Origin of the sequence: Flavobacterium sp. HJ-32-4, from assembly GCF_022532105.1 — a bacterium.
Taxonomy (GTDB): domain Bacteria; phylum Bacteroidota; class Bacteroidia; order Flavobacteriales; family Flavobacteriaceae; genus Flavobacterium.
This window is the reverse complement of sequence record NZ_CP092832.1, coordinates 357,229-376,896: the sequence shown is the minus strand read 5'-3', so window position 1 is coordinate 376,896 and position 19,668 is coordinate 357,229. Positions and strand designations below refer to the sequence as shown.

20 protein-coding genes, 1 pseudogene and 1 riboswitch are annotated in these 19,668 nt (G+C 51.0%); of the genes and pseudogenes, 8 read left to right on the top strand and 13 right to left on the bottom strand.

Annotated elements, in window-relative coordinates; all coding sequences use genetic code 11:
* Positions 1 to 45 precede the first annotated feature (45 nt).
* The 3 genes from MKO97_RS01455 to MKO97_RS01445 are packed head-to-tail and all read left to right on the top strand — an operon-like array spanning position 46 to position 2,089.
* Positions 46 to 714, top strand: a complete 669-nt coding sequence (locus MKO97_RS01455; RefSeq protein WP_241104301.1) for a queuosine precursor transporter — start codon at positions 46 to 48, stop codon at positions 712 to 714.
* Positions 695 to 1,255 carry a DNA-3-methyladenine glycosylase I gene (locus tag MKO97_RS01450; RefSeq protein WP_241104300.1) on the top strand — a complete coding sequence of 187 codons (561 nt, stop codon included), beginning with the start codon at positions 695 to 697 and terminating at the stop codon, positions 1,253 to 1,255. The genes MKO97_RS01455 and MKO97_RS01450 overlap by 20 nt, the downstream gene beginning before the upstream one ends.
* A 15-nt stretch (positions 1,256 to 1,270) precedes the next feature.
* Entirely contained in the window at positions 1,271 to 2,089 is an 819-nt protein-coding gene (locus MKO97_RS01445) for a hypothetical protein (protein WP_241104299.1), read from the top strand.
* A 6-nt stretch (positions 2,090 to 2,095) separates the two neighbouring features.
* Here the strand turns inward: MKO97_RS01445 and aat are convergent.
* From aat to MKO97_RS01430, 3 genes and pseudogenes are all read right to left on the bottom strand, one after another.
* Positions 2,096 to 2,737: pseudogene (gene aat, locus MKO97_RS01440) on the bottom strand (leucyl/phenylalanyl-tRNA--protein transferase).
* A gap of 59 nt (positions 2,738 to 2,796) precedes the next feature.
* On the bottom strand, positions 2,797 to 3,186 hold the full coding sequence (locus tag MKO97_RS01435) for a DUF3127 domain-containing protein (RefSeq protein ID WP_241104298.1): 390 nt from the start codon (positions 3,184 to 3,186) through the stop codon (positions 2,797 to 2,799).
* A gap of 18 nt (positions 3,187 to 3,204) precedes the next feature.
* The gene (locus MKO97_RS01430) at positions 3,205 to 4,083 is read right to left on the bottom strand and encodes a flavin reductase family protein (RefSeq protein WP_241104297.1); all 879 of its coding nucleotides are present in this window, start codon (positions 4,081 to 4,083) and stop codon (positions 3,205 to 3,207) included.
* 125 nt (positions 4,084 to 4,208) lie between these two features.
* On the opposite strand from MKO97_RS01430, the gene MKO97_RS01425 reads away from it, so the two are divergent.
* On the top strand, positions 4,209 to 5,357 hold the full coding sequence (locus tag MKO97_RS01425; protein ID WP_241104296.1) for a PAS domain-containing sensor histidine kinase: 1,149 nt from the start codon (positions 4,209 to 4,211) through the stop codon (positions 5,355 to 5,357).
* 5 nt (positions 5,358 to 5,362) lie between these two features.
* Here the strand turns inward: MKO97_RS01425 and MKO97_RS01420 are convergent, their stop codons facing one another.
* Together MKO97_RS01420 and greA are read right to left on the bottom strand one after the other, a co-directional pair.
* Positions 5,363 to 5,752, bottom strand: a complete 390-nt coding sequence (locus tag MKO97_RS01420) for an HIT family protein (protein WP_241104295.1) — start codon at positions 5,750 to 5,752, stop codon at positions 5,363 to 5,365.
* Positions 5,752 to 6,228, bottom strand: coding sequence for a transcription elongation factor GreA (greA, locus tag MKO97_RS01415; RefSeq protein WP_241104294.1), 477 nt, complete (start codon positions 6,226 to 6,228; stop codon positions 5,752 to 5,754). Before greA ends, MKO97_RS01420 begins: the two co-directional genes overlap by 1 nt.
* A gap of 221 nt (positions 6,229 to 6,449) precedes the next feature.
* Between greA and MKO97_RS01410 the strand changes: the two genes are divergently transcribed.
* Complete coding sequence (locus tag MKO97_RS01410) at positions 6,450 to 6,881, top strand: hypothetical protein (RefSeq protein WP_241104293.1); 432 nt, start codon at positions 6,450 to 6,452, stop codon at positions 6,879 to 6,881.
* Between the two features lie 64 nt (positions 6,882 to 6,945).
* Here MKO97_RS01410 and MKO97_RS01405 read toward each other — a convergent pair whose 3' ends face one another.
* From MKO97_RS01405 to MKO97_RS01380, 6 genes are all read right to left on the bottom strand, one after another.
* The gene (locus tag MKO97_RS01405) at positions 6,946 to 9,057 is read right to left on the bottom strand and encodes a TonB-dependent receptor (protein ID WP_241104292.1); all 2,112 of its coding nucleotides are present in this window, start codon (positions 9,055 to 9,057) and stop codon (positions 6,946 to 6,948) included.
* Between the two features lie 227 nt (positions 9,058 to 9,284).
* Positions 9,285 to 9,377, bottom strand: a riboswitch (TPP riboswitch).
* Between the two features lie 570 nt (positions 9,378 to 9,947).
* Positions 9,948 to 10,349 carry an alternative ribosome rescue aminoacyl-tRNA hydrolase ArfB gene (gene arfB, locus MKO97_RS01400; protein WP_241104291.1) on the bottom strand — a complete coding sequence of 134 codons (402 nt, stop codon included), beginning with the start codon at positions 10,347 to 10,349 and terminating at the stop codon, positions 9,948 to 9,950.
* Positions 10,349 to 11,953, bottom strand: a complete 1,605-nt coding sequence (locus MKO97_RS01395) for a DUF4301 family protein (protein WP_241104290.1) — start codon at positions 11,951 to 11,953, stop codon at positions 10,349 to 10,351. The genes arfB and MKO97_RS01395 overlap by 1 nt, the downstream gene beginning before the upstream one ends.
* Complete coding sequence (pnuC, locus tag MKO97_RS01390) at positions 11,917 to 12,537, bottom strand: nicotinamide riboside transporter PnuC (RefSeq protein ID WP_371820448.1); 621 nt, start codon at positions 12,535 to 12,537, stop codon at positions 11,917 to 11,919. The genes MKO97_RS01395 and pnuC overlap by 37 nt, the downstream gene beginning before the upstream one ends.
* 1 nt (position 12,538) lies before the next feature.
* Complete coding sequence (locus MKO97_RS01385) at positions 12,539 to 13,279, bottom strand: geranylgeranylglyceryl/heptaprenylglyceryl phosphate synthase (RefSeq protein WP_241104288.1); 741 nt, start codon at positions 13,277 to 13,279, stop codon at positions 12,539 to 12,541.
* The gene (locus MKO97_RS01380) at positions 13,263 to 13,895 is read right to left on the bottom strand and encodes a 4'-phosphopantetheinyl transferase superfamily protein (protein ID WP_241104287.1); all 633 of its coding nucleotides are present in this window, start codon (positions 13,893 to 13,895) and stop codon (positions 13,263 to 13,265) included. The genes MKO97_RS01385 and MKO97_RS01380 overlap by 17 nt, the downstream gene beginning before the upstream one ends.
* Before the next feature lie 280 nt (positions 13,896 to 14,175).
* On the opposite strand from MKO97_RS01380, the gene ahcY reads away from it, so the two are divergent.
* Together ahcY and MKO97_RS01370 are read left to right on the top strand one after the other, a co-directional pair.
* Positions 14,176 to 15,492, top strand: coding sequence for an adenosylhomocysteinase (gene ahcY / locus MKO97_RS01375; protein WP_241104286.1), 1,317 nt, complete (start codon positions 14,176 to 14,178; stop codon positions 15,490 to 15,492).
* Positions 15,493 to 15,824: 332 nt separating this feature from the next.
* Positions 15,825 to 17,198 (top strand): hypothetical protein, encoded by a 1,374-nt coding sequence (locus MKO97_RS01370; RefSeq protein ID WP_241104285.1) that lies wholly within the window; start codon positions 15,825 to 15,827, stop codon positions 17,196 to 17,198.
* A 105-nt stretch (positions 17,199 to 17,303) separates the two neighbouring features.
* On the opposite strand, the gene rpmA is transcribed toward MKO97_RS01370, so the two are convergent.
* Together rpmA and rplU are read right to left on the bottom strand one after the other, a co-directional pair.
* Entirely contained in the window at positions 17,304 to 17,564 is a 261-nt protein-coding gene (gene rpmA, locus MKO97_RS01365) for a 50S ribosomal protein L27 (RefSeq protein ID WP_241104284.1), read from the bottom strand.
* 23 nt (positions 17,565 to 17,587) lie between these two features.
* The gene (gene rplU / locus MKO97_RS01360) at positions 17,588 to 18,016 is read right to left on the bottom strand and encodes a 50S ribosomal protein L21 (RefSeq protein ID WP_241104283.1); all 429 of its coding nucleotides are present in this window, start codon (positions 18,014 to 18,016) and stop codon (positions 17,588 to 17,590) included.
* Between the two features lie 306 nt (positions 18,017 to 18,322).
* Here rplU and MKO97_RS01355 point away from each other — a divergent pair, with 306 nt between their 5' ends.
* Positions 18,323 to 19,651, top strand: a complete 1,329-nt coding sequence (locus MKO97_RS01355; protein ID WP_241104282.1) for a pitrilysin family protein — start codon at positions 18,323 to 18,325, stop codon at positions 19,649 to 19,651.
* Positions 19,652 to 19,668 lie beyond the last annotated feature (17 nt).

The window sequence follows — 19,668 nt, the reverse complement described above, 5'->3', positions numbered from 1 at the left end:
ACGGGTATCGCTTTTTCATGTATTTTAGCGGCTTACCCATTCGATATGTTCAAGACGCGACGCGATCTCATCTTCATCCTACTGGCCGGTATTTTCATTACCAACGCCGTCACAGCCGAACTCATAGGCGGTAAACTCATCCAGATCGGGCCATTTGTGATGAGTATGGGGATCATTCCGTGGCCCATCGTATTCCTGACAACCGACCTTATTAATGAGTATTACGGACACAGCGGTGTTCGGAAGTTGTCGTTGATTACGGCCGGACTCATCGGCTATGCGTTCCTGATCCTGTATGTGGCGATCCACGTGCCGGCGGCGGCGATCAGTCCGGTAACGGACGCCCAGTTCACGCCCGTATTCAGCCAGTCGATGTGGATCATCGTCGGAAGTATCGTCGCCTTCCTTGTGTCGCAACTCATCGATGTATCGATTTTCTGGTTCTTCCGAAATCGCACGGGCGGCAAGATGATTTGGTTGCGCACGACAGGGTCGACTATTGTATCGCAACTTTTCGATTCGTTCATCGTGTTGGGTATCGGATTTTACCTTCCGGGGAAGATGGACTTACCGAATTATATTTCCTCGGGTCTCACCGGATACACCTTCAAACTGGTGGTCGCCGTCGTGCTGACGCCGTTGATTTATTTAGGACACCATAGCATCAAACGCTATTTAGAAACCGATCCTGCACATGGAAAAAACACGATGTAAATGGTGTGTTGGCGACGCACTGTATGAGAAATACCACGATGAGGAATGGGGCCGTCCGGTGAAAGACGACGCCACACTTTTTGAATTCCTGATCCTTGAAACCTTCCAGGCGGGCTTAAGCTGGATTACGATCCTGCGGAAACGCGAGCACTTTCGACGGGCGTTCGATCAGTTCGATTACCGCCGGATTGCCGATTACGATGATACGAAAGTAGCCGAATTGCTGGAGGATACGGGAATTATACGGAACCGTCTGAAGGTGCTTGCCGCTATCAGCAACGCACGTGCTTTTATGGAAGTCCAACGGGAATTCGGAAGTTTTTCCGATTATATTTGGGGCTTTACAAACGGCCAACCGATTGACAATCCGATCCGCGACCTGTCGCAGGCGCAAGCCACCACGCCGCTTTCCGATGCCATAAGCAAGGATTTGAAGAAGCGGGGCTTTAAGTTTGTAGGATCCACCGTGGTGTACGCCCATATGCAGGCAACGGGAATGGTGAACGACCATGTGGCAGATTGTTGGACGCGCCACGTTTAATACGATCGATAGTTTATGAAGTATTTTTCTTTAGTGATACTCCTCGGTGTTTTTTTCGTTTCCTGCCAAAATCCAAGACAGGAGCTAGAGCGTTTCGTTAAAGATTATAACCAATCGTCCGTACAGTTGTACGAAGATGGGGATGTTTTATCGACCCAGGCGGAGGTGAGAGACGACAATCGGGTCGGCATTCGCATTGATCTCAACATCCCCAACACCGCCATGGAGAAGCAGTATTTCATGAACTTCGTACCCTATCTGGCGGACAACCTCGCCAACGACAGCCATACCAAACCGTTGGTCGATAAGGGGGTTGTTTTTGAGCTTGATATAATGGCCCTCGATAAATCGCGTATAGCCCGGATTGTGTTGAATAAGGCGCGGATGGACAAGTTGATCCAGGGGCTGGCAACGAAGAAAATTGAGAACCCCGTGAACCCGAACGGTATTATACCCGGCAACCGCGTCATCCTTCCCGAACTTCGGAAGAGTGTGAATGTCGTACGCCGTGGACTTCCGTTGGTGGATGAGAAAGAAGGTACTACCATTACCGACATTGATATCAATGCCGACATGGAACTGGAGTACCATATCACGGTTAAGGAACCCTATGCCTCCATGATGGACAACCCGGGGGTGATGCAAGAGATCAAGCGGTTGGTCATTCGAAACAGCGACCTGGCTGCCATACACAAGCTCGTGGGGGTACACGGGATCCGGACGTTGCGGTTCAAGTATTTCGATCCCAAGCACAAGGTTCTGGGTAGCTTTTTGGTGAGTTATGAAGAGCTCTGGAACCGTAGGGAGAACAATCTTGCCGATCCGCCGCAATAGCGTGCCTTAGCGCGGGGTTCGGATGAGGTCCATAAACTGCGTCCGGGGAATCTCACGGCAACCCAACGACGCCAGGTGGGGGTTATGTAGCTGGGCATCCAAAAGGCGGTAGCCGTCGACCTCTAGTTTTCGCGCTAAAAAGATAAAGGCCGCCTTTGACGCGTTGGGCACCAGCGAAAACATACTTTCCCCACAAAAAATCGTACCGAGGTCGATGCCGTATAAACCGCCGACCAGTTCTCCATCCTGCCATACTTCCACCGAACGGGCATGCCCCTGGCGGTGTAATTCGCGGTAGGCTTCCACCATTTCGGGGGTAATCCAGGTTTCGGTCTCACCTTTTCGGACCATGTGGCGGCAGTGGTGGATGACCTGATCAAACGCCTAGTTGAAGGTGATGGTAAAAGGATTCTTTTGCAGCAGCAGGCGCATGCTTTTGCTGACCTTCAGTTCGTCGAAGAACAACACCATGCGCTTCGGAGGCGCCCACCATAAAATAGGCTCCCCTTCCTGGAACCAGGGAAAGATGCCCGATCGGTAGGCCAGTAAGAGCCGCTCGGGTGACAAATCGCCGCCAATGGCGAGAAGTCCATGGCGATCGGCTTTTTCCACCGGAGGGAAATACAGTTCCTTTAGCAAAAAATACATGGCGCAAAAATAAAAAACCCGACGCGTTACCGGTCGGGTTCAGGAGTGTCTTTTTGCGATTAGAAGGGAAGATCGTCGTGTTCCTCTTCATTGAAGTCGGTAGCCGGTTCAAAATGTTGCGGCATGGCCGGTGCGGCAGGCTGTTGGGCGTACTGCGGTGTGGCAGGCGCTTCCTGGGCAAGGCGCTCGATACGCCATCCCTGGATCGAATTGAAATAGCGGGTTTCACCTTGCGGGCTCACCCATTCGCGACCGCGAAGGTTGATGGATACGCGCACCGGTTCACCTACTTTATAACTGTTGAGCAGATCGCATTTGTCTTGCGTGAACTCCACCATGATATGTTGCGGGTATTGCTCTTCGGTGGTAACTACCAGTTCCCGTTTGCGGAACGACGCGCTCACTTGTTGCTCGGGATTGATGACCTTGATTCTTCCTGTAACTTCCATTGTCTGTATTTTTTAAATTCAAATTCGCTCGGCCAGAAGCGTTTTCCATGCAGAAGACACATTGCCTTCGTCGAGATATTGTTTGGCCTTTTTGTGGATTTTCTCTTCGTCGCCAGCGCTGAGCACCGCTTTTACGGCGATGGTTTCAGACACGAATGCCCTGATTTCGGCCTCTGACGGGAGTGCTTCCACGTTGCCCAATTTACCAAAATCATTTCCATCAAAGATACGGCTTTCCCGTATAAATGCCGGAATTTTATCAACACCGATGCCTAGTGTGGAAAGTGGCTTCTCTACCTCGAAAAGCCCCTGGTTGGCGCGCGAATACCAGTTACCACCCATACGTGCCACGAGATCGATCTTCACCGCGTCGATGTTGCCTTTTTCGTCAAGGATGTTTTCGTCGACGTGGATTTTCAATACCTCACAAATCACCAGATTGCCGGCGCCACCATTTTCACCGAGGCTGATGACCTCGTTTACCCGACACTCGAATTGCACGGGGCTTTCCGCCACACGGAACGGTCGAATGAGATCGGAAGCGATCGGGGTAAGTCCGGATTTGGTGAATTCGTCCACTCCGGCAGGGTATTCCGTACTTGACAGCGACGATTGCTGCACGATGGCATAATTGACCACGTTGATGACCACTTCAGGCACAGCTTGTACGTTCGTGAGGGTGTGTTTCACCGTATTGTCGCGTACGCGTCGCGAAGGCGAAAACACCAAAATGGGCGGATTGGCGCTGAATACGTTGAAGAAACTGAAAGGCGAGAGGTTGCGGTTGCCGTTCTCGTCGATGGTGCTGGCAAAGGCAATCGGACGCGGGCCTACTGCGCCCTGTAAATACGATTGGAATTGGGCGGTAGACGCCCCGTCGGGTGTTATAGAGATCATGTTGTGAAACGTTTTGAAGTGCAAAGGTAGGCATTCGGTTGCTAGTGTGGCGTGTCCCGATCGAAGCGTGCGCGAGGCCGGCTGCCATTCCAAAAAACTGTATCTTTAGCACACAAACGCTTTGCATGGATCTCTCCGAACGCCGGAACCGCGCCCGATGGGTCATCGTCATTACGTCATTGGTGGTCGTCTCGCTCATCGTATGGAATACGTATTCGTTTTTCCAAATTTTCAAAGGGGAGGAGCGCCAAAAGATGGAGTTGTGGGCTTCGGCGCAGACCTCCTTGCAAAACCTCGATCCGAACAACGAACTGGATCCCTTGGTGCTCGACGTCCTGCAAAGCAATACCACCATTCCGGCGGTGCAGATGGAAAACGGACGGATCATCAGCCAAATCAATGTACCGGAGGATATCAGTAAAAACAGCAAGAAGATGGCGGCGTTTATCGATCGCCTGAAACAGGAGAATGCCCCGATCGTGAATACGTATGCGGAAGGGAAAACGACCTATGTGTATTACGGAAACTCATCGCGCCTGAACCAGTTAAAGTATTATCCGTTGGCGTTGTTGCTGATTATCGTGTTGTTCGTGACACTCGTGTATAACTTCTACCGAAGCAACAAAATGGCCATCGAAAACAAACTATGGGCGGGTATGGCGAAGGAAACGGCCCACCAGATTGGCACACCGCTGTCGTCGCTCATGGGTTGGTTGGAGATCATGAAAGCCGATCAAATGGACGCGGTGATGGTGGCGGAGATTGAAAAGGATATCCTGCGGTTGCAGTCGATTACCGACCGTTTCTCCAAGATCGGATCGGAACCGGTGTTGGAGGAATGCGATATTATTGCCGAAACAGAACAGGCGTATGATTACCTGAGAGCCCGTTTTTCTGCCCAGATTCAATTTACGTTCGCGGCCCCCGAGCATCCAATCAAAGCCCGTATCAACCGGGCACTGCATGGGTGGACGATTGAAAACCTGGTTAAAAACGCCATTGACGCCATGCGCGGTCGCGGTGCACTTGATGTTACCATCATTGATGAGCATCCGTTTGTGAAGATCTATGTGTCGGATACCGGAAAAGGGATTCCCAAGAAACAATTCCGCAAAGTCTTCGAGCCGGGCTTTACCACGAAAAAACGCGGATGGGGCCTCGGTCTGTCATTGACGAAGCGCATCGTCGAGGAATACCACAAAGGGCGTATAAAAGTGGCGCGTTCGGAAAAAGGGAAGGGAACGACGATGCAGGTTGCATTGCCTAAGACGTAGAAAGGCTATAGGTTCGTCTGTATCGCCGCAATGATGCGTTTGAAGTCATCGTCTGACAGTTTCACCTTCCGTTGGAACCGCATATCGTCCATGTCGTGTAAGGGGATGAGGTGGACGTGCACATGAGGTACTTCCAATCCCACAACCGCCACACCGATTCTTTTGCAGGGGACGGCTTTCTCCAGTGCCTGGGCGACTTTGCGTGAAAAGGCCATTAAGGCCAGATAGTGCTCTTCTTCCATATCGAAGAGCTTGTTGATTTCAGTCTTCGGGATGCAGAGTGTGTGGCCTTCGGTGTTGGGGTTGACATCCAGTATGGCAATGAAGCGATCGTCTTCTGACACGATGTGTCCCGGAATTTCCCGGTTGATGATACGGGTAAAAATCGATGCCATCAGTCGCGCGAAATTTCAAGTATTTCAAACTGCAGTTTCCCGTTCGGAACGGTAATTTCGGCAAGGTCACCGACCGATTTTCCTAAAAGGCCTTTGCCGATCGGAGAGGTTACAGAAATTTTGTTGCTTTTCAGGTCGGCTTCGCTTTCCGCGACCAGGGTATAATTCAACACCATGCCGTTGCCGACGTTCTTTATCTTTACCTTCGATAGTACGAGTACTTTCGACAGGTCGAGTTGCGATTCGTCGATAAGACGGGCATTGGCATACAGGTCTTCGAGTTTGGAAATACGCATTTCCAGCAAACCCTGTGCTTCCTTGGCAGCATCGTATTCGGCATTCTCCGATAAATCGCCTTTATCGCGCGCTTCGGCAATGGCCTGCGACGCCTTCGGTCGCTCGACGTTTTTCAGTTGGTCGAGTTCGTCTTTCAGTTTTTTGAGGCCTTCGGCCGTGTAGTAGGATACTGTACTCATAGTTCAATAAAAATTTACGGAATCGCCAGTCACACACTTTTTCCCTTGCATATGAAAACGACCGCAATCCCGTTATATAAACAGAAAAAATCCCATCGCGACGGGATTTCTTTTCACAAAGATACGTTTTTTCAACGATGCCGACGTATTAAACACCATCCGGCATCCGCCCAAAAGTAAAAAAATTAAATTTGTATCCAACAATTGCCTTGAAAAACGAAATGAAAAAAATACTGCTCCTGGGATGGGGTCTTGGCCTACTGGCTGCCTGCTCATCCGACAACGTTCGCTACCGCAATCCGTATTTGCCCGATTATAGCTTTTCGGTCACCATAGATGAGAACCTTCCCACGAACAGCGGCCTCACTATTCCGATGAATCCGGTGTATATCAACAACGGCACAAGCGGAGTTAGCGGCATCATCGTCATGCGGGTTTCCTCAACCGATTACCGCGCCTGGGAAGCGGCTTGCCCGAACGAGGCGCCGAAACCATGTTCTACGATGGACATAGACGGACTCAACGCGGTTTGCACCTGTACGGAGCCCAATCACACCTACAGCCTGTTTGACGGCACGGGTCCTTACCAATATACCATGCGTCCGTATCGGGTGGAGGTGATTGACGACCGACACATTCGGGTGTATAACTGACGGTAATAGAAAACAAAACCTCCGGAATGTACTTCCGGAGGTTTCTTCTTTTTTGGCCTTCATCTTATAGTGATAAGGTCAGTCCCAACAGGAAATTCGTGCCTGCCTGCGGATAGAAGCCCGCACCTTCTACCGTGGTGATGGTGCCGGGCGTGGAGAAGTCGTCGTCATAGGTATAGAAGTAACCATTCGACTCATATTCTTCGTTAAACACATTGTTGACCAGTAGGTTTAGAATGACTTTTTTGAAGAATTTTTTCGGGGTGAAGGCATACGAGACGTTGAGGTCGTTTACGAAATAGGCATCGAGTGCCGACGTTTCGGAATCGATGTTACCCATGTATTGTTTTCCCACATACTTCGTCAGGAACGTTGCGGTCAGCGCTTTAATTGGTTGAAAGGAAAGAGCATTGGCAGCCACGACCGACGGAGAGAAGGCGATTTCGGTATTACCCAAATTGGTTAGCACCCCATCCCGCTGGAAGAGGAAGTCTTCGTTGCGGTTTTGGCTCAACGTCACATTCGGGCGAAGGGTCCATTTGTCGCTTAGGGGCACGACCGCTTCCGCTTCTATTCCCAGGCGGTAGCTTTTTCCGCTGTTGGCCCGGATGGGGTTGCCCACATCATCAAGGGCCCCGGTCAACACCAATTGGTCGTGGTAGCGCATGTAGTAGGCGTTAAGGTTGAACTGCGCTTTCCCGGTGTAGCGCCAGCCAAGTTCGAAATCGTCGAGGCGTTCGGGGCGTGGACTTCCGTTTTCATAATCAGTACGGTTAGGTTCTCGATTGGCACGGCCATACGAAAGGTATACGCTGTTTTTTTCGTTGGCTCGGAAGGTAATACCGGCCTTCGGGTTGAAGAAGTCAAACCGATCGCGTACTATCCCGGTTTCGTCGCTGTTGGCATCGTACGAAACGCGACGGTATTGCAGGTCACCAAACAGGTTCCAGCCGTTGCCCAGGTCGTAATTGGCTTTGGCATACACGTTTCCGTCTTTTTTTACAGCGTCGTCATAAAACCGAAAGCCATAAGAAGGAAGTACTACGTCGCGCGTCCACAGTATTTTACCGAAGTGGGCGCCGTCATAGTGGTTCCAGCCACCGCCGAGGGTGACCTGCAGCGCATCGCCTTTGTATTGCCAGGATGAAACGATGCCGTAGAAGTCGTTGTCAAGCCATTTCTGGTTGATCATGTCGGTTTCTACCGGTCCTGATCCAAAATCGATGGTTTCACCTACCTCATAGTTTTCATAGTACCCTTTGCCTTTGGTGAGGTGCAGGGCTACATGGCTCGTCCAACGGTCGCTCCAACTTTGGTTCCAGTGGAGTTGGTAGTGATCCTGGTTGTAGTTGTCGGTTTGGTTGTCGTAAAACTGCATGTTCCCGCTGTCGTCGATATACATACCTGCCGGATTGAACGTACGGTCGTTGTCGAGTTTCTCTGGGTCTTCGAGTCCGTACCACGACTGATACGTCTTTTCGCTACCGCCAAACACCAACGCTTTTACCAGCGTTCCCTTGTCGACGAAGGTCGTTTGGAGGAAATACGATCGCAGTCGCGAGGTGGCACGGTCAATGTAGCCATCGGAGGCAAGGTTCGAAAGCCGTCCGGCCACTTCAATGTGGTCGTTGAGCAATCCGGTGCTGAACCGGACGGTGTGTTTACGCGAGTTAAAGCTGCCAAACGAGTTCGAAATTTCGGCAAACGCCTTTTCGCTGTAGGAATCGGTCAGCAGGTTCAGGCTGGCCCCGAAGGCACCGGCTCCGTTGGTAGACGTTCCCACACCCCGCTGTAATTGCAGGTTTTGTACCGACGACGCAAAATCGGGCATGTTCACCCAGAACGTACCGTGACTTTCGGCGTCGTTGTAAGGGATGCCGTTGAGCGTGACGTTGATGCGGGTAGCATCGCTTCCGCGGACCCTGATGCCCGTGTAGCCGAAACCGTTTCCGGCGTCGGATGTGGTGACAACCGATGGAAGGAACTGCATCAGCATGGGAATGTCCTGGCCCAGATTGCGTGAGGCCATCTCCTGTTTTGACAGGTTGCTGAAGCTGACCGGCGTTTTGGCCGTTGCCCGGATGGAGGACACCTGCACCTCGTCGAGCCCCTTCAGTGAATCATTGGGTTTTTCCTGGGCGCGGGTTGAAACCGAAAACGCCAGCGCCAGTGCCATGATTGCGTGAGGGATGGGAGAGGAAAGCCCGCAGCGAGGTACGAGCGAGGACTTGGAACGGACAGCCCGACGGCGGCCCTTGCATACATGTTGAAGATCCGCCGAGGGTAATGGGCCGGCGGCACGCCCAAAAGCAAAATGGAAAAGAGTTTTCATCCGTAAATGATTTACGAATAAAAGGGGCTATTATCCTTTGGTTAAACTTGAAAATCCGCGACTGCGGCGTGCACTCCGGCAGTCGTAAGTCCCTTGGCAGCATTACCTGCCCAGGTTCGTCGGGTATAATCTCAGCCCTTGGTAGAGCACCCCTTTGAGACGACGCGAAAATACGGAGAAGAGTTGGTTTTTTTGCGTTCGCGGGTGTTTTTTGACATTTGTTTAGTCGATCTTGATGTCCGGCACTGAAACATTAACAAAATGTGCGGTTTTTCCGTATTCCCATGTCGGTTTTTTTCGGTAGGGAATAGCATCGGCCCCTCCCCGAAGCCAAACTACGATTTCCCGGCGACACCGTTTTACGGGAAAACCGTAGAAATTGTTAAACATGTAATGAGATAGAAGGAACTTATTTTTGGTTCGATGAACGAATCTGGAACTAGGACCCCAGAGTTTCAATAAATCGGATTGGATTAACGTATTTGATAGTTGTCTGAATCCGCTTCGAGAGAAGCCTTGACGGATTGAGGTTGCCGATCTGCGGATGGTATCGGGTCACACGCGTAAAGATTAACAAAATGTGCGGTTTTCCCGTATGGCTATGTCGGTTTTTTTCGGTAGGGAAAGGCATCGGCCCCTCCCCGAAGCCAAGCTACGATTTCCCGGCGACACCGTTTTACGGGAAAACCGCATCTTTTGTTAAAGATGAATACCCATTACGACCCACGGACAATTTAAAACTCCGGTTTCCGCCGGTTTCGCTTGATTTCCGAAGTGGTTCTTTTTGCCTTGATGCGTTTTTCGATCACCGCGCGCGGTACTTTGGTCGGTTTTCGTTTTTTGGGCACGAGGAGTGCTTTTCGGATAAGTTCGAGAAGACGACGGGTTGCAATTTCCTTGTTCGTCAATTGGCTGCGGTCGTCATCGGCGGCCATCATGAGTACGTGCGCCGATGTGAGTCGCGAGGCCAGTTTTTCGCGCAACCTTCCTTTTTCATCGTCGTCAAGGGCGTTCGATGCGTCGACGTCAAAGGTCACGACAACTTTAGAAGCGACTTTATTGACGTTTTGTCCGCCGGGACCGGAGCTCCTGACGGCTTTGTATTGTAGTTCTGCGCGCAGTTTCTCAGCATCCATCAAAGTTGCGGCTGGTGGGCCGGTTTCAACAGGTCATTGACCGTTTTCACCGGGTTGAAGGTAATGAGCGGCACTTCCACGAAAAGCGTGATCCATTTAGCCATGGCGCCGTTCCAGAGTCCGGGTAGTTCGTAGCTTTTTACCAATTTACCGTGTTTGGCTTTCTCGACAATGAATCCGGCTTCGGTATCGACGAAGTGATCGAGGTTGAATTTCTGTCCTTTATAATCGCGTATGCCACACACCAAATCAACAGGGTTGAAGTGGGTGGCGCTCTTCAGGATGCCGACCTGCGTTTTATTGTCATGGTCGACCTGTGCCGATTCGACGATCTGTAGCGAGAGCGAACCTTTCGGACTCCGCACCCAGAAAGGGCCTCCGCCGGGTTCGCCTTCATTGCGTACCATGCCACACACGCGAATCGGTCGGTTGAGGCGATCACGGAGGTAGGCGATTTTATTGTCGTCGGTAAATTTGTCGAAGTCGTCCATGATGGATAGAGAGAGCTCGGTTTCGACGAACAAGCGGATTTCCGCCAGTTTCGCCGGAGTCGTGGCCGTCTCAAGGGCCTGTAAATAGCCAAATACTTTTTGCTGGGTGCTGACCAGGATGCCCGCAAGTGATTTTTTATAGAGCGTCGTCTCGGCGACGTGGTTCTGGATGACGTTGTCGATATTTTTGATAAAAATAATGTCGGAATCCAACTCGCCCAGGTTGCGGATGAGCGCGCCGTGACCACCGGGCCTAAATAGCAGTTCGCCATCGTGTCGGCAGGGGCGATTGTGTTCGTCTACGGAAATGGAGTCGGTTGCTTTTTGTTGGTACGAAAACCGGATGGAAATTTCATTTCCGGAACGGCGTGCGATTTTGTCCTTTACCGCATCTACGGCGTCTTCAAACAGGGTGCGATGTGCCTCTGATACCGTGAAATGGATGTGGGATTCGCGGTTGGAAGCGGCATAATACGCCCCTTCATTCAAATGCTCTTCCACCGGAACGGCGGTGTGGTCGAAGTATTTATGGAAGGGCAGTACACCTTTCGGGCGATTGGTATAATCGAGTGCGTTTTCCGACAACATAGTGTCGATAAAGCAGAGTGTCTGGTGGTCTCGGGTAAAGGTTTCGAACTGCGGCTGCCGTTGACGCAAGGCGCTCCGTACGGTTTCGTAGAACGGGAATTTTTCGAGCCCGGCCAGGAAAATCTGCAGCTCTTTTGCGCCTTTACGGTTGATGTACGCGTTGATGGTCTCACGGCTGATGTCGAATTCATTGCGGAATTCGCTCAGGAACTTGAACATCCGGCTGGCCGCACCAGACGCAGGAACAAATTTCTTCAGTCGGTATTGGTCGCGGACGCTGTCAAAAAAAGCGGCAAATTCACCATGCACGACTTCTGAATACGCCCGGATGCCATCGCCGATTACGGCCGGCCGGTCTAAATGGGCCTTGCCGATACCGGTCTCGAAAATCTGCAGTTGCCGCAGGACGTCGGCGGGGGTAAGTCCGTGTGCCGCGATCTGGATGAAGTCGTCATCCGTAAATTCCGGATAGGCGCGTTTGAGTTGTTTTATCGCGTTGTTTTGTGTTTCAGTAGTGTTCTCCATTCTTGGTATGCCATTATCGCCAGTGCCGTAAAAACGACGTACTCCAGCGCCAGGATGCCGAGACCGCGGTGCCAGTAGAGTGGCACGGCGATACAATCGCCTACGATCCAGAGCGTCCAGTTTTCGATTTTTTTCAGGGCCATGAACCACATCGCGGTAAAAAAGAGCCCTGAGGTCAGTATGTCAATATAATTCGCCGTTTCGATTTCCATGTCAAAAGCGGCGTAAATCCCGAAAATTACGACAATTGTGAGACAAAACAAGCCGAAACCTGCTATTTTTTCACGTTTTGTCGTTCTGGAAATCGCAATATCGGAATCGGCGTTACGGTTTTTCGACCACCGGTACCAGCCGTAAAAACTCATCAGGGTAAAGTAGATATTGACGCTCATGTCGCCAAGGTAACCGGCTTCATACAAGAGCCAGGCGGTGATGGCGGTCGCGATAAGTCCTACCGGATAGGTAAGGATATGGGTCTTTCGTGCGAGCCATACACTGGCGATGCCCAGTACGAACGTGAGTGCTTCCAGTACGATGGCGTAGACGGGCCTATCGCGGTAAGGGTTGAGCAGGAAGGAAACGATCTCATCCATGGAGGAAGAAATCAGGGTCGTTTTCAAATGCCGTTCCGATTACGACGAGGTCGGCACCGGCATGGTGGGCGTCGTGGATGCCTTTTTGGGTACGGATGCCACCGCCAACGATCAATGGGATCGAAAGTTGGTCGGCTACGCGTTTGATTATATCCGCGGGAAGGGCTTCGCGGGCACCGCTGCCTGCTTCGAGATAGACCAGTTGTTTGCCTAGCAATTGTGCGGCAAGGGCTGTGTCGACGATGTGGTCACCGTCGGCGAACGGAAGGGGGGCTGTTTCGCTGACACGTGCCACGGAAGTACGGTCGTCGCTGCCGCAAAGAATATAGCCGGTGGGGATGACTTCCAGTTTGGAGGCCACCACCGCCTGGGCCGAGGCCACATGATGCCCAATCAGGAAATCGGGATTGCGACCGGAAAGAAGCGAGAGGTACAACAACGCATCGGCGTGGCGCGACAGTTGCGACGGATGCCCGGGAAACAACACGATGGGAAGTCCGGTTCGGACCTTCAGCGCCAGTACCAGTTCATCGAGGTGGTCGGTAGGGCCGGTGCTTCCGCCTACAAACAGGTAGGTGGCCGGGGAGGCTTCGAGGCGATGCGACAACGCGTCAACCTGTGCCAGAGTAACCTTGTCGGGGTCGATCAATACGGCAAGTGCTTTTTCGCCGCGTGACCGGGCGTCGAGCAGGTGGCCGTAGAGCGAGGGTATGACGTCATTTTTCAAAGGCATAAACAATAGTGTAATCCTCGATTTCAAGAAAGCGGATGTCGAACGGGGCATGGCGGTCGCCGAAGTGCAGTTCGGCTGTGGCCTGGCCCGTTGCCCTTTCGAAAGGAAGTACAAAGATATGGTCTTTGAAACTGATTCCGGGTTCGTTCCGGATTTTGAAAATGGCTTCCTTGACGCCCCAGATGACGGTCAGCCGCGCGATGTAGTCGTCGTGGTACTCAGGGTTAAGGTACTTCATTTCATGTTCGGCGAACTTGTAGTCGATGAGGCGGATTTTGTCGCGGCGGAGTTCCAGGTCGATGCCGGTAAGACGGTCGGAGACGATGATGGCGGAAAAACCAAAGGAGTGACTGATGGAAATATAGCGGCCGTCGAGCAGGTGTGGTTTGCCGGAGGCATCATAATAAAGGTCGAAGTCGGAGTAGCCGGCGGCGTGCAGCAGGGCGCGTACAGACAGGAAGCCGCGGCGGTGCTGTTCGGACTTCATGCCTGACAGGCGGGCTTCGCTGGCTGGTTTCAGTCGCATGCCTGTGGCCAGTTCGTCATACGATTCGGTGATTTTCCAGACGTAAAGCCGGGCGTGGTCATCGACGGTAAGGGTAGTATAAAGCGGCATGGTCAGAAGGAAGCCCTAGCCCGGATGGCAGCGGAAAGCCTTTTTGCACGCGACGCCTGGTTTTGCCCGTGGCGACGGCGACCGGAGGAAGCCGGGAGGCGCGGTCGCAAAAGCGGCGTTGCGGGAAAAAGCTTGCAGCGAACAGCCGGAAAAAGCTTCAAAAAAATTAAACGTACGGAGTTGGTTACAAGGAGGTTGAATTTCACAATTGCTCATTGGTTATTCCCAACCTTATTCCGTAAATTTGCAAAAATTTTTTCAGTAAATCAACGTAATAATGATGAGCACACAGACATTGCCGTATGTGGCCTATAAAGTGAAGGACATTTCGCTGGCGGCCTGGGGACGGAAGGAAATCGAACTGGCGGAAGCTGAAATGCCCGGACTGATGGCGCTTCGCGAGGAATATAAGAACGAGCAGCCATTGAAAGGCGCACGTATCGCAGGGTGCTTGCACATGACGATACAGACGGCGGTGTTGATCGAGACGCTGAAAGCACTGGGCGCGGAAGTGACCTGGAGCTCTTGTAATATTTTCTCTACGCAAGACCACGCAGCAGCTGCGATTGCAGCAGCGGGCCTTCAGGTGTATGCCTGGAAAGGAATGAACGAAGAGGAATTCGACTGGTGTATTGAGCAAACGCTGTTTTTCGGTGAAGACCGTCAGCCTTTGAACATGATCCTTGACGACGGTGGCGACCTGACCAACATGGTATTGGATCGTTATCCGGAATTGGTAGCAGGTATCAAAGGTCTGTCTGAAGAGACGACTACAGGCGTACACCGTCTGTATGAGCGTGTGAAGAATGGTACGCTTCCGATGCCGGCGATCAACGTAAACGATTCGGTGACGAAGTCGAAATTCGACAACAAATACGGCTGTAAGGAGTCGGCAGTTGACGCGATCCGTCGTGCGACTGACCTGATGCTGGCTGGTAAGCGTGTGGTAGTATGTGGCTACGGTGACGTAGGTAAAGGTACAGCGGCTTCTTTCCGTGGTGCCGGTTCTATCGTAACCGTGACGGAAATTGACCCGATCTGTGCGCTTCAGGCGGCAATGGACGGATTTGAAGTGAAGAAACTGGATACGGTGATCGCTACGGCCGACATCGTGATCACGACTACCGGTAACAAAGACATCGTGGTAGGCCGTCACTTCGAACAAATGAAAGATAAGACGGTAGTGTGTAACATCGGCCACTTCGACAATGAGATCGACATGGCATGGTTAAACAAAAACTACGGTGCGTCGAAAGTGGAAATCAAGCCACAGGTTGACAAATACACCATCGATGGCAAAGACATCATCATCCTGGCGGAAGGCCGTTTGGTAAACCTGGGATGTGCGACAGGCCACCCAAGTTTCGTAATGTCGAACTCGTTCACCAACCAGACACTGGCGCAGATCGAGTTGTGGAAACACGCTGACAAATACGGTAACGACGTTTACATGCTGCCGAAACACCTCGATGAGAAAGTAGCGAAACTGCACCTTGCGAAACTGGGTGTTGAGCTCGAGGAGCTGAACAAGGAGCAGGCGGAGTATATCGGTGTGAAGGTGGAAGGACCTTATAAGCCGGAGTACTATCGTTATTAACTAGCGAATGAGATAAAGCCCTGGCGGAGACGCTGGGGCTTTTTTGATTAGCGGATGTAGTAATTAGCGAATGAATATGGTCATGTGCTGTACTGTGCATACATACAGTTACGCATTCGTGTTCACAGGACAAAACGCACCCCGATCTCGCTCCTTTCAAAGACGACCCGGCCGTGGCGATTTCGTACGTCTTGAGACGCCTTCGGTGAACCATGTGGGTTTCCTTCATCCTCCGGTTGAGGGCCTGCGACGCGCCACAGTAGCGCAAATGTAGGCGTATTGGACCGTTGCTTTTTGAACCGAAATCGAATATCTTTCGAACAAAAAAAAAGATGAAGACAATGTATCTGTTATTGCTGTTCGTTTCAGGTTTAGGTTTTGCAGGCACTCCCTTCGAGATAAAACCCGACAAAGATGAGAAGGTAGAGGGCACCTACAGCGCCGTCCTGGGCAATGCTACAGTACATGTCGTGATGACAAAGAACAGTGTGTCTAAGAACTTCACCGTCACTCCGTACCATCTCGATGATCGGTCGGAGGTCAAAGCCCTGGACCCGTTCGTTTCAAAGATCCAATTCGAAATCGCATCGTACCACCGCAACGGTGAGACATTCACACTGGTACTATACAGTTCCGAGAAGAAAACCATTTCGATATTGGACTACGATCTCAGAAGCGGCAGCTTTACGGTGGGTAATGAAGAGCAGAAATTGCCTTACGACAACCTTTTCCGCCTTTCTGATAAAACCGTGCTGGTTGAGTTCAATAAGAAGACGAATGAACTTGAGGTAAAAACTATAACAACGGGGGGTAAAGCCGTATTGACGACAATCAAAGCTTCTGCCGATACGGCCAAAGCATTTCGCAAACTCTCCTTCGCCAAACCAGAAGCTGTCAACCAGCAGGAGTTCGTAAAGAACGGGTCGATTGCCCCCGCAAAAGGATACATTACACGCAATGCGATTATATACACCCTTAGCGACAGCAAGGAAACGGAGACCTTCCTGTTTGATCTCGTCGAAAAGAAACTGGCCCATTCCACTATAGCTCTCGATTTTCCGTCCGAGGTCAGGAAAACCGCGGATTACGTAATAGATGACAAACTGGCTGTCGTGGGCATTGACAAAAATGAGGTCACGATGAAGGTTTTCGATCTTGACCGCGGTGAGGCGGTGAGGCAATTTTCACTCAGCGACGTCAAAATCAATCCCGATGCCTATTCCGAATACCTAAAGCAGGTCGTCAAAAGCAATATTGCGGCCACCGTCACCGTCAACAAAATGCGTAGCGGCGATCTTGCAGTACGAATCGATCGCGTCGACCGTAACGAATACAACTATAACCATGATTGGTGGCATTTCCAATGGTTCATGCAGCAAATGATGTGGCAGCAGCAAATGATGCGCCAACAGCAGATGTCGATGCCGAGGGGGTTTGGACCCGCACATCCCGCCGATGCCGAAATCGACATAGTCAGTGAGAAAACCAGGGCCATCGAATTTACGGTCAGCGCAGACTTCACCCAAATTGGAACAGATAAGTCCGAAACGCTATTTCCGGACGTCGATAAAGAGCGTTATCTCGACAAGTATAAGGATGACAAAAGCAAACGGGAGTTTTCGGCCGAGTTCACGAACGGGGAATTTCGTTCCGTATTCTTTGACAACAAGACGAAAACGGTCAAGATTGTATCCGAGAAGATGTAATATGCGAACGGAATAAATGGAATTAAAAAGTTATACGAACCCGAACCCATCCTAAACAAAAATCCCGCTCGAAAGCGGGATTTGTTCGTATAAGGAGCGATTGTCTTATGCTTCGAACGGAACGATCGATACATACGACTTGTTGTCGCCTTTTTTCTGGAAACGTACAACACCGTCTACTTTTGCGTGTAGGGTGTGGTCTTTGCCCATATATACGTTGTCGCCTGGGTTATGTTTTGAGCCGCGCTGACGCACGATGATATTACCGGCGATTGCAGCCTGCCCGCCGAAAATCTTAACGCCCAGACGTTTGCTTTCTGATTCGCGTCCGTTCTTGGAACTACCGACGCCTTTCTTGTGAGCCATCTTATTCTAGGATTATTAGGTTATTATTCAGCTGATTCGGTTGATTCCTCTTTTTTGGCTTTCGGGGCTTTTTTAGGAGCCTCTGCTGCTTCCTCGGATGCTGGCGCTGCTTCTTTCTTAGCAGCCGCTTTCTTTGGAGCCGAAGTTACGATACCACCAATCTGGATCTCTGTAAGAGACTGACGGTGTCCGTTTTTCTTCTTGTAGCCTTTTCTTCTTTTCTTTTTGAAGACGATCACTTTGTCGCCTTTCAGGTGCTGAAGCACGGTGGCCTCAACAGTTGCACCTTCTATAGCCGGGGCGCCCAGGGTGATGGTTCCGTTGTCATCGAGGAGAAGCACTTTGTCGAAAGAAACTTTCGAACCAGCCTCGCCTGCCAAACGGTGAACGAACACCTTTGAGTCTTTGCTAACTTTAAATTGTTGCCCTGCTATCTCTACGATTGCATACATAACAATAAGGTTTTGTTTATAAAATGGCTGCAAATATAGGAATAAATATGTAATGGGCAAGGAAAAAGTGGAAAGGCGAAAGTCAAAAGTCAAAAGGGGTGATTCAAAATGAGGAATTTACCTATGTCTAGGTAGTCGTTAGCCGCGGGATCGCGCTTTTCCAGGCTATACATCCGGTTCCATGTTTGATCTTTTCAACTTTCGACTTTCGACTTTTGACTTTCGACTTCCAAACAAACTTATTCCTACTTTTGCGTAACAAAAACCAACGTTGGCCGACCAACGCTCGCAACAAAATAGTAACTTATGAAAAAATCATTGATGGCTTTAGGTGCTGTACTCTCTTTAGGTGGAGCCGCTACGGCCCAGAAAGTGAACTTCGAGGAGTATGACCTGCCCAACGGGCTTCACGTCATCCTCCACAACGACAACTCCGCGCCTGTCGTCGTCACCTCGGTGATGTACCACGTCGGTGCAAAAGACGAACAACCTGATCGCACAGGATTTGCGCACTTCTTCGAACACCTTCTTTTCGAAGGGACCGAAAACATCAAACGCGGCGAGTGGTTCAAGATCGTAACGTCCAACGGTGGTGTAAACAACGCCAATACGACCGACGACCGTACGTACTACTTTGAAGTGTTCCCTTCCAACAGCCTCGAACTGGGTCTGTGGATGGAATCAGAGCGGATGCTTCACCCGGTCATCAACCAAATCGGGGTCGACACCCAGAACGAGGTGGTGAAAGAAGAGAAACGTCTCCGTTATGACAACAGTCCATACGGACAACTTCTTCCACAAGTGAAGAAATACATGTTCAAGAACCACCCGTATCGCTGGACGACCATCGGTGACATGGCCCACCTGGATGCGGCCAAACTCGAGGAGTTCCAGGCATTCAACAAGAAGTTCTACATCCCGAACAATGCTGTATTGGTAGTGGCGGGTGACCTTGGAAACATCGACCAGACTAAAAAATGGGTTTCGCAGTACTTTGGCAGCATCCCGAAAGGGGCTCCGATCACGCGTCAGACCTACACAGAAGCGCCGATCACTGAAACGATCAATGCAACGTTCGAAGATCCGAACATCCAATTGCCAATGGTGGTAACGGCCTACCGCACCCCTTCCATGAAGACCCGCGATGCCCGTATCCTGGATATGATCTCGACCATCCTCAGCGATGGTAAGAGCTCACGCCTCTACAAAAAAGTGGTGGACGACAAGAAAATGGCGCTCCAAATGGCCGCTTTCAACTACAGCCAGGAAGATTATGGCACGTATTTCATCTACGGCTTGCCACAGTCGCCTTTCACGATGGATGACCTCGTGAAAGAAATCGACGAAGAGATCACCAAACTCCAAACGACCCTGATTTCCGAAAGCGAGTTCCAGAAACTGCAGAACAAATACGAAAATCAGTACGTCAACGCTAACTCAGGTGTAGAAGGTGTAGCCGATAACCTCGCGACTTTCTATCTTCTTTACAAGGATGTCAACCTGATCAACACCGAGCTTGACCTGTACCGTTCGATCACACGTGAGGAAATCCGGGAGGTTGCTAAAAAGTACCTCAACCCGAACCAACGTCTTATCCTCCGTTATGTTCCGGCCCAAGAAAAAGCCCAAAACTAAGCACCTATCATGAAAAA

Coding starts and splice junctions, on each gene's coding strand:
- MKO97_RS01455 (WP_241104301.1), top strand. CDS start 46: ATGTTCAAGACGCGACGCGATCTCATCTTCATCCTACTGGCCGGTATT.
- MKO97_RS01450 (WP_241104300.1), top strand. CDS start 695: ATGGAAAAAACACGATGTAAATGGTGTGTTGGCGACGCACTGTATGAG.
- MKO97_RS01445 (WP_241104299.1), top strand. CDS start 1,271: ATGAAGTATTTTTCTTTAGTGATACTCCTCGGTGTTTTTTTCGTTTCC.
- MKO97_RS01435 (WP_241104298.1), bottom strand. CDS start 3,186: ATGGAAGTTACAGGAAGAATCAAGGTCATCAATCCCGAGCAACAAGTG.
- MKO97_RS01430 (WP_241104297.1), bottom strand. CDS start 4,083: ATGATCTCTATAACACCCGACGGGGCGTCTACCGCCCAATTCCAATCG.
- MKO97_RS01425 (WP_241104296.1), top strand. CDS start 4,209: ATGGATCTCTCCGAACGCCGGAACCGCGCCCGATGGGTCATCGTCATT.
- MKO97_RS01420 (WP_241104295.1), bottom strand. CDS start 5,752: ATGGCATCGATTTTTACCCGTATCATCAACCGGGAAATTCCGGGACAC.
- greA (WP_241104294.1), bottom strand. CDS start 6,228: ATGAGTACAGTATCCTACTACACGGCCGAAGGCCTCAAAAAACTGAAA.
- MKO97_RS01410 (WP_241104293.1), top strand. CDS start 6,450: ATGAAAAAAATACTGCTCCTGGGATGGGGTCTTGGCCTACTGGCTGCC.
- MKO97_RS01405 (WP_241104292.1), bottom strand. CDS start 9,057: ATGGCACTGGCGCTGGCGTTTTCGGTTTCAACCCGCGCCCAGGAAAAA.
- arfB (WP_241104291.1), bottom strand. CDS start 10,349: ATGGATGCTGAGAAACTGCGCGCAGAACTACAATACAAAGCCGTCAGG.
- MKO97_RS01395 (WP_241104290.1), bottom strand. CDS start 11,953: ATGGAGAACACTACTGAAACACAAAACAACGCGATAAAACAACTCAAA.
- MKO97_RS01385 (WP_241104288.1), bottom strand. CDS start 13,279: ATGCCTTTGAAAAATGACGTCATACCCTCGCTCTACGGCCACCTGCTC.
- MKO97_RS01380 (WP_241104287.1), bottom strand. CDS start 13,895: ATGCCGCTTTATACTACCCTTACCGTCGATGACCACGCCCGGCTTTAC.
- ahcY (WP_241104286.1), top strand. CDS start 14,176: ATGAGCACACAGACATTGCCGTATGTGGCCTATAAAGTGAAGGACATT.
- MKO97_RS01370 (WP_241104285.1), top strand. CDS start 15,825: ATGAAGACAATGTATCTGTTATTGCTGTTCGTTTCAGGTTTAGGTTTT.
- rpmA (WP_241104284.1), bottom strand. CDS start 17,564: ATGGCTCACAAGAAAGGCGTCGGTAGTTCCAAGAACGGACGCGAATCA.
- rplU (WP_241104283.1), bottom strand. CDS start 18,016: ATGTATGCAATCGTAGAGATAGCAGGGCAACAATTTAAAGTTAGCAAA.
- MKO97_RS01355 (WP_241104282.1), top strand. CDS start 18,323: ATGAAAAAATCATTGATGGCTTTAGGTGCTGTACTCTCTTTAGGTGGA.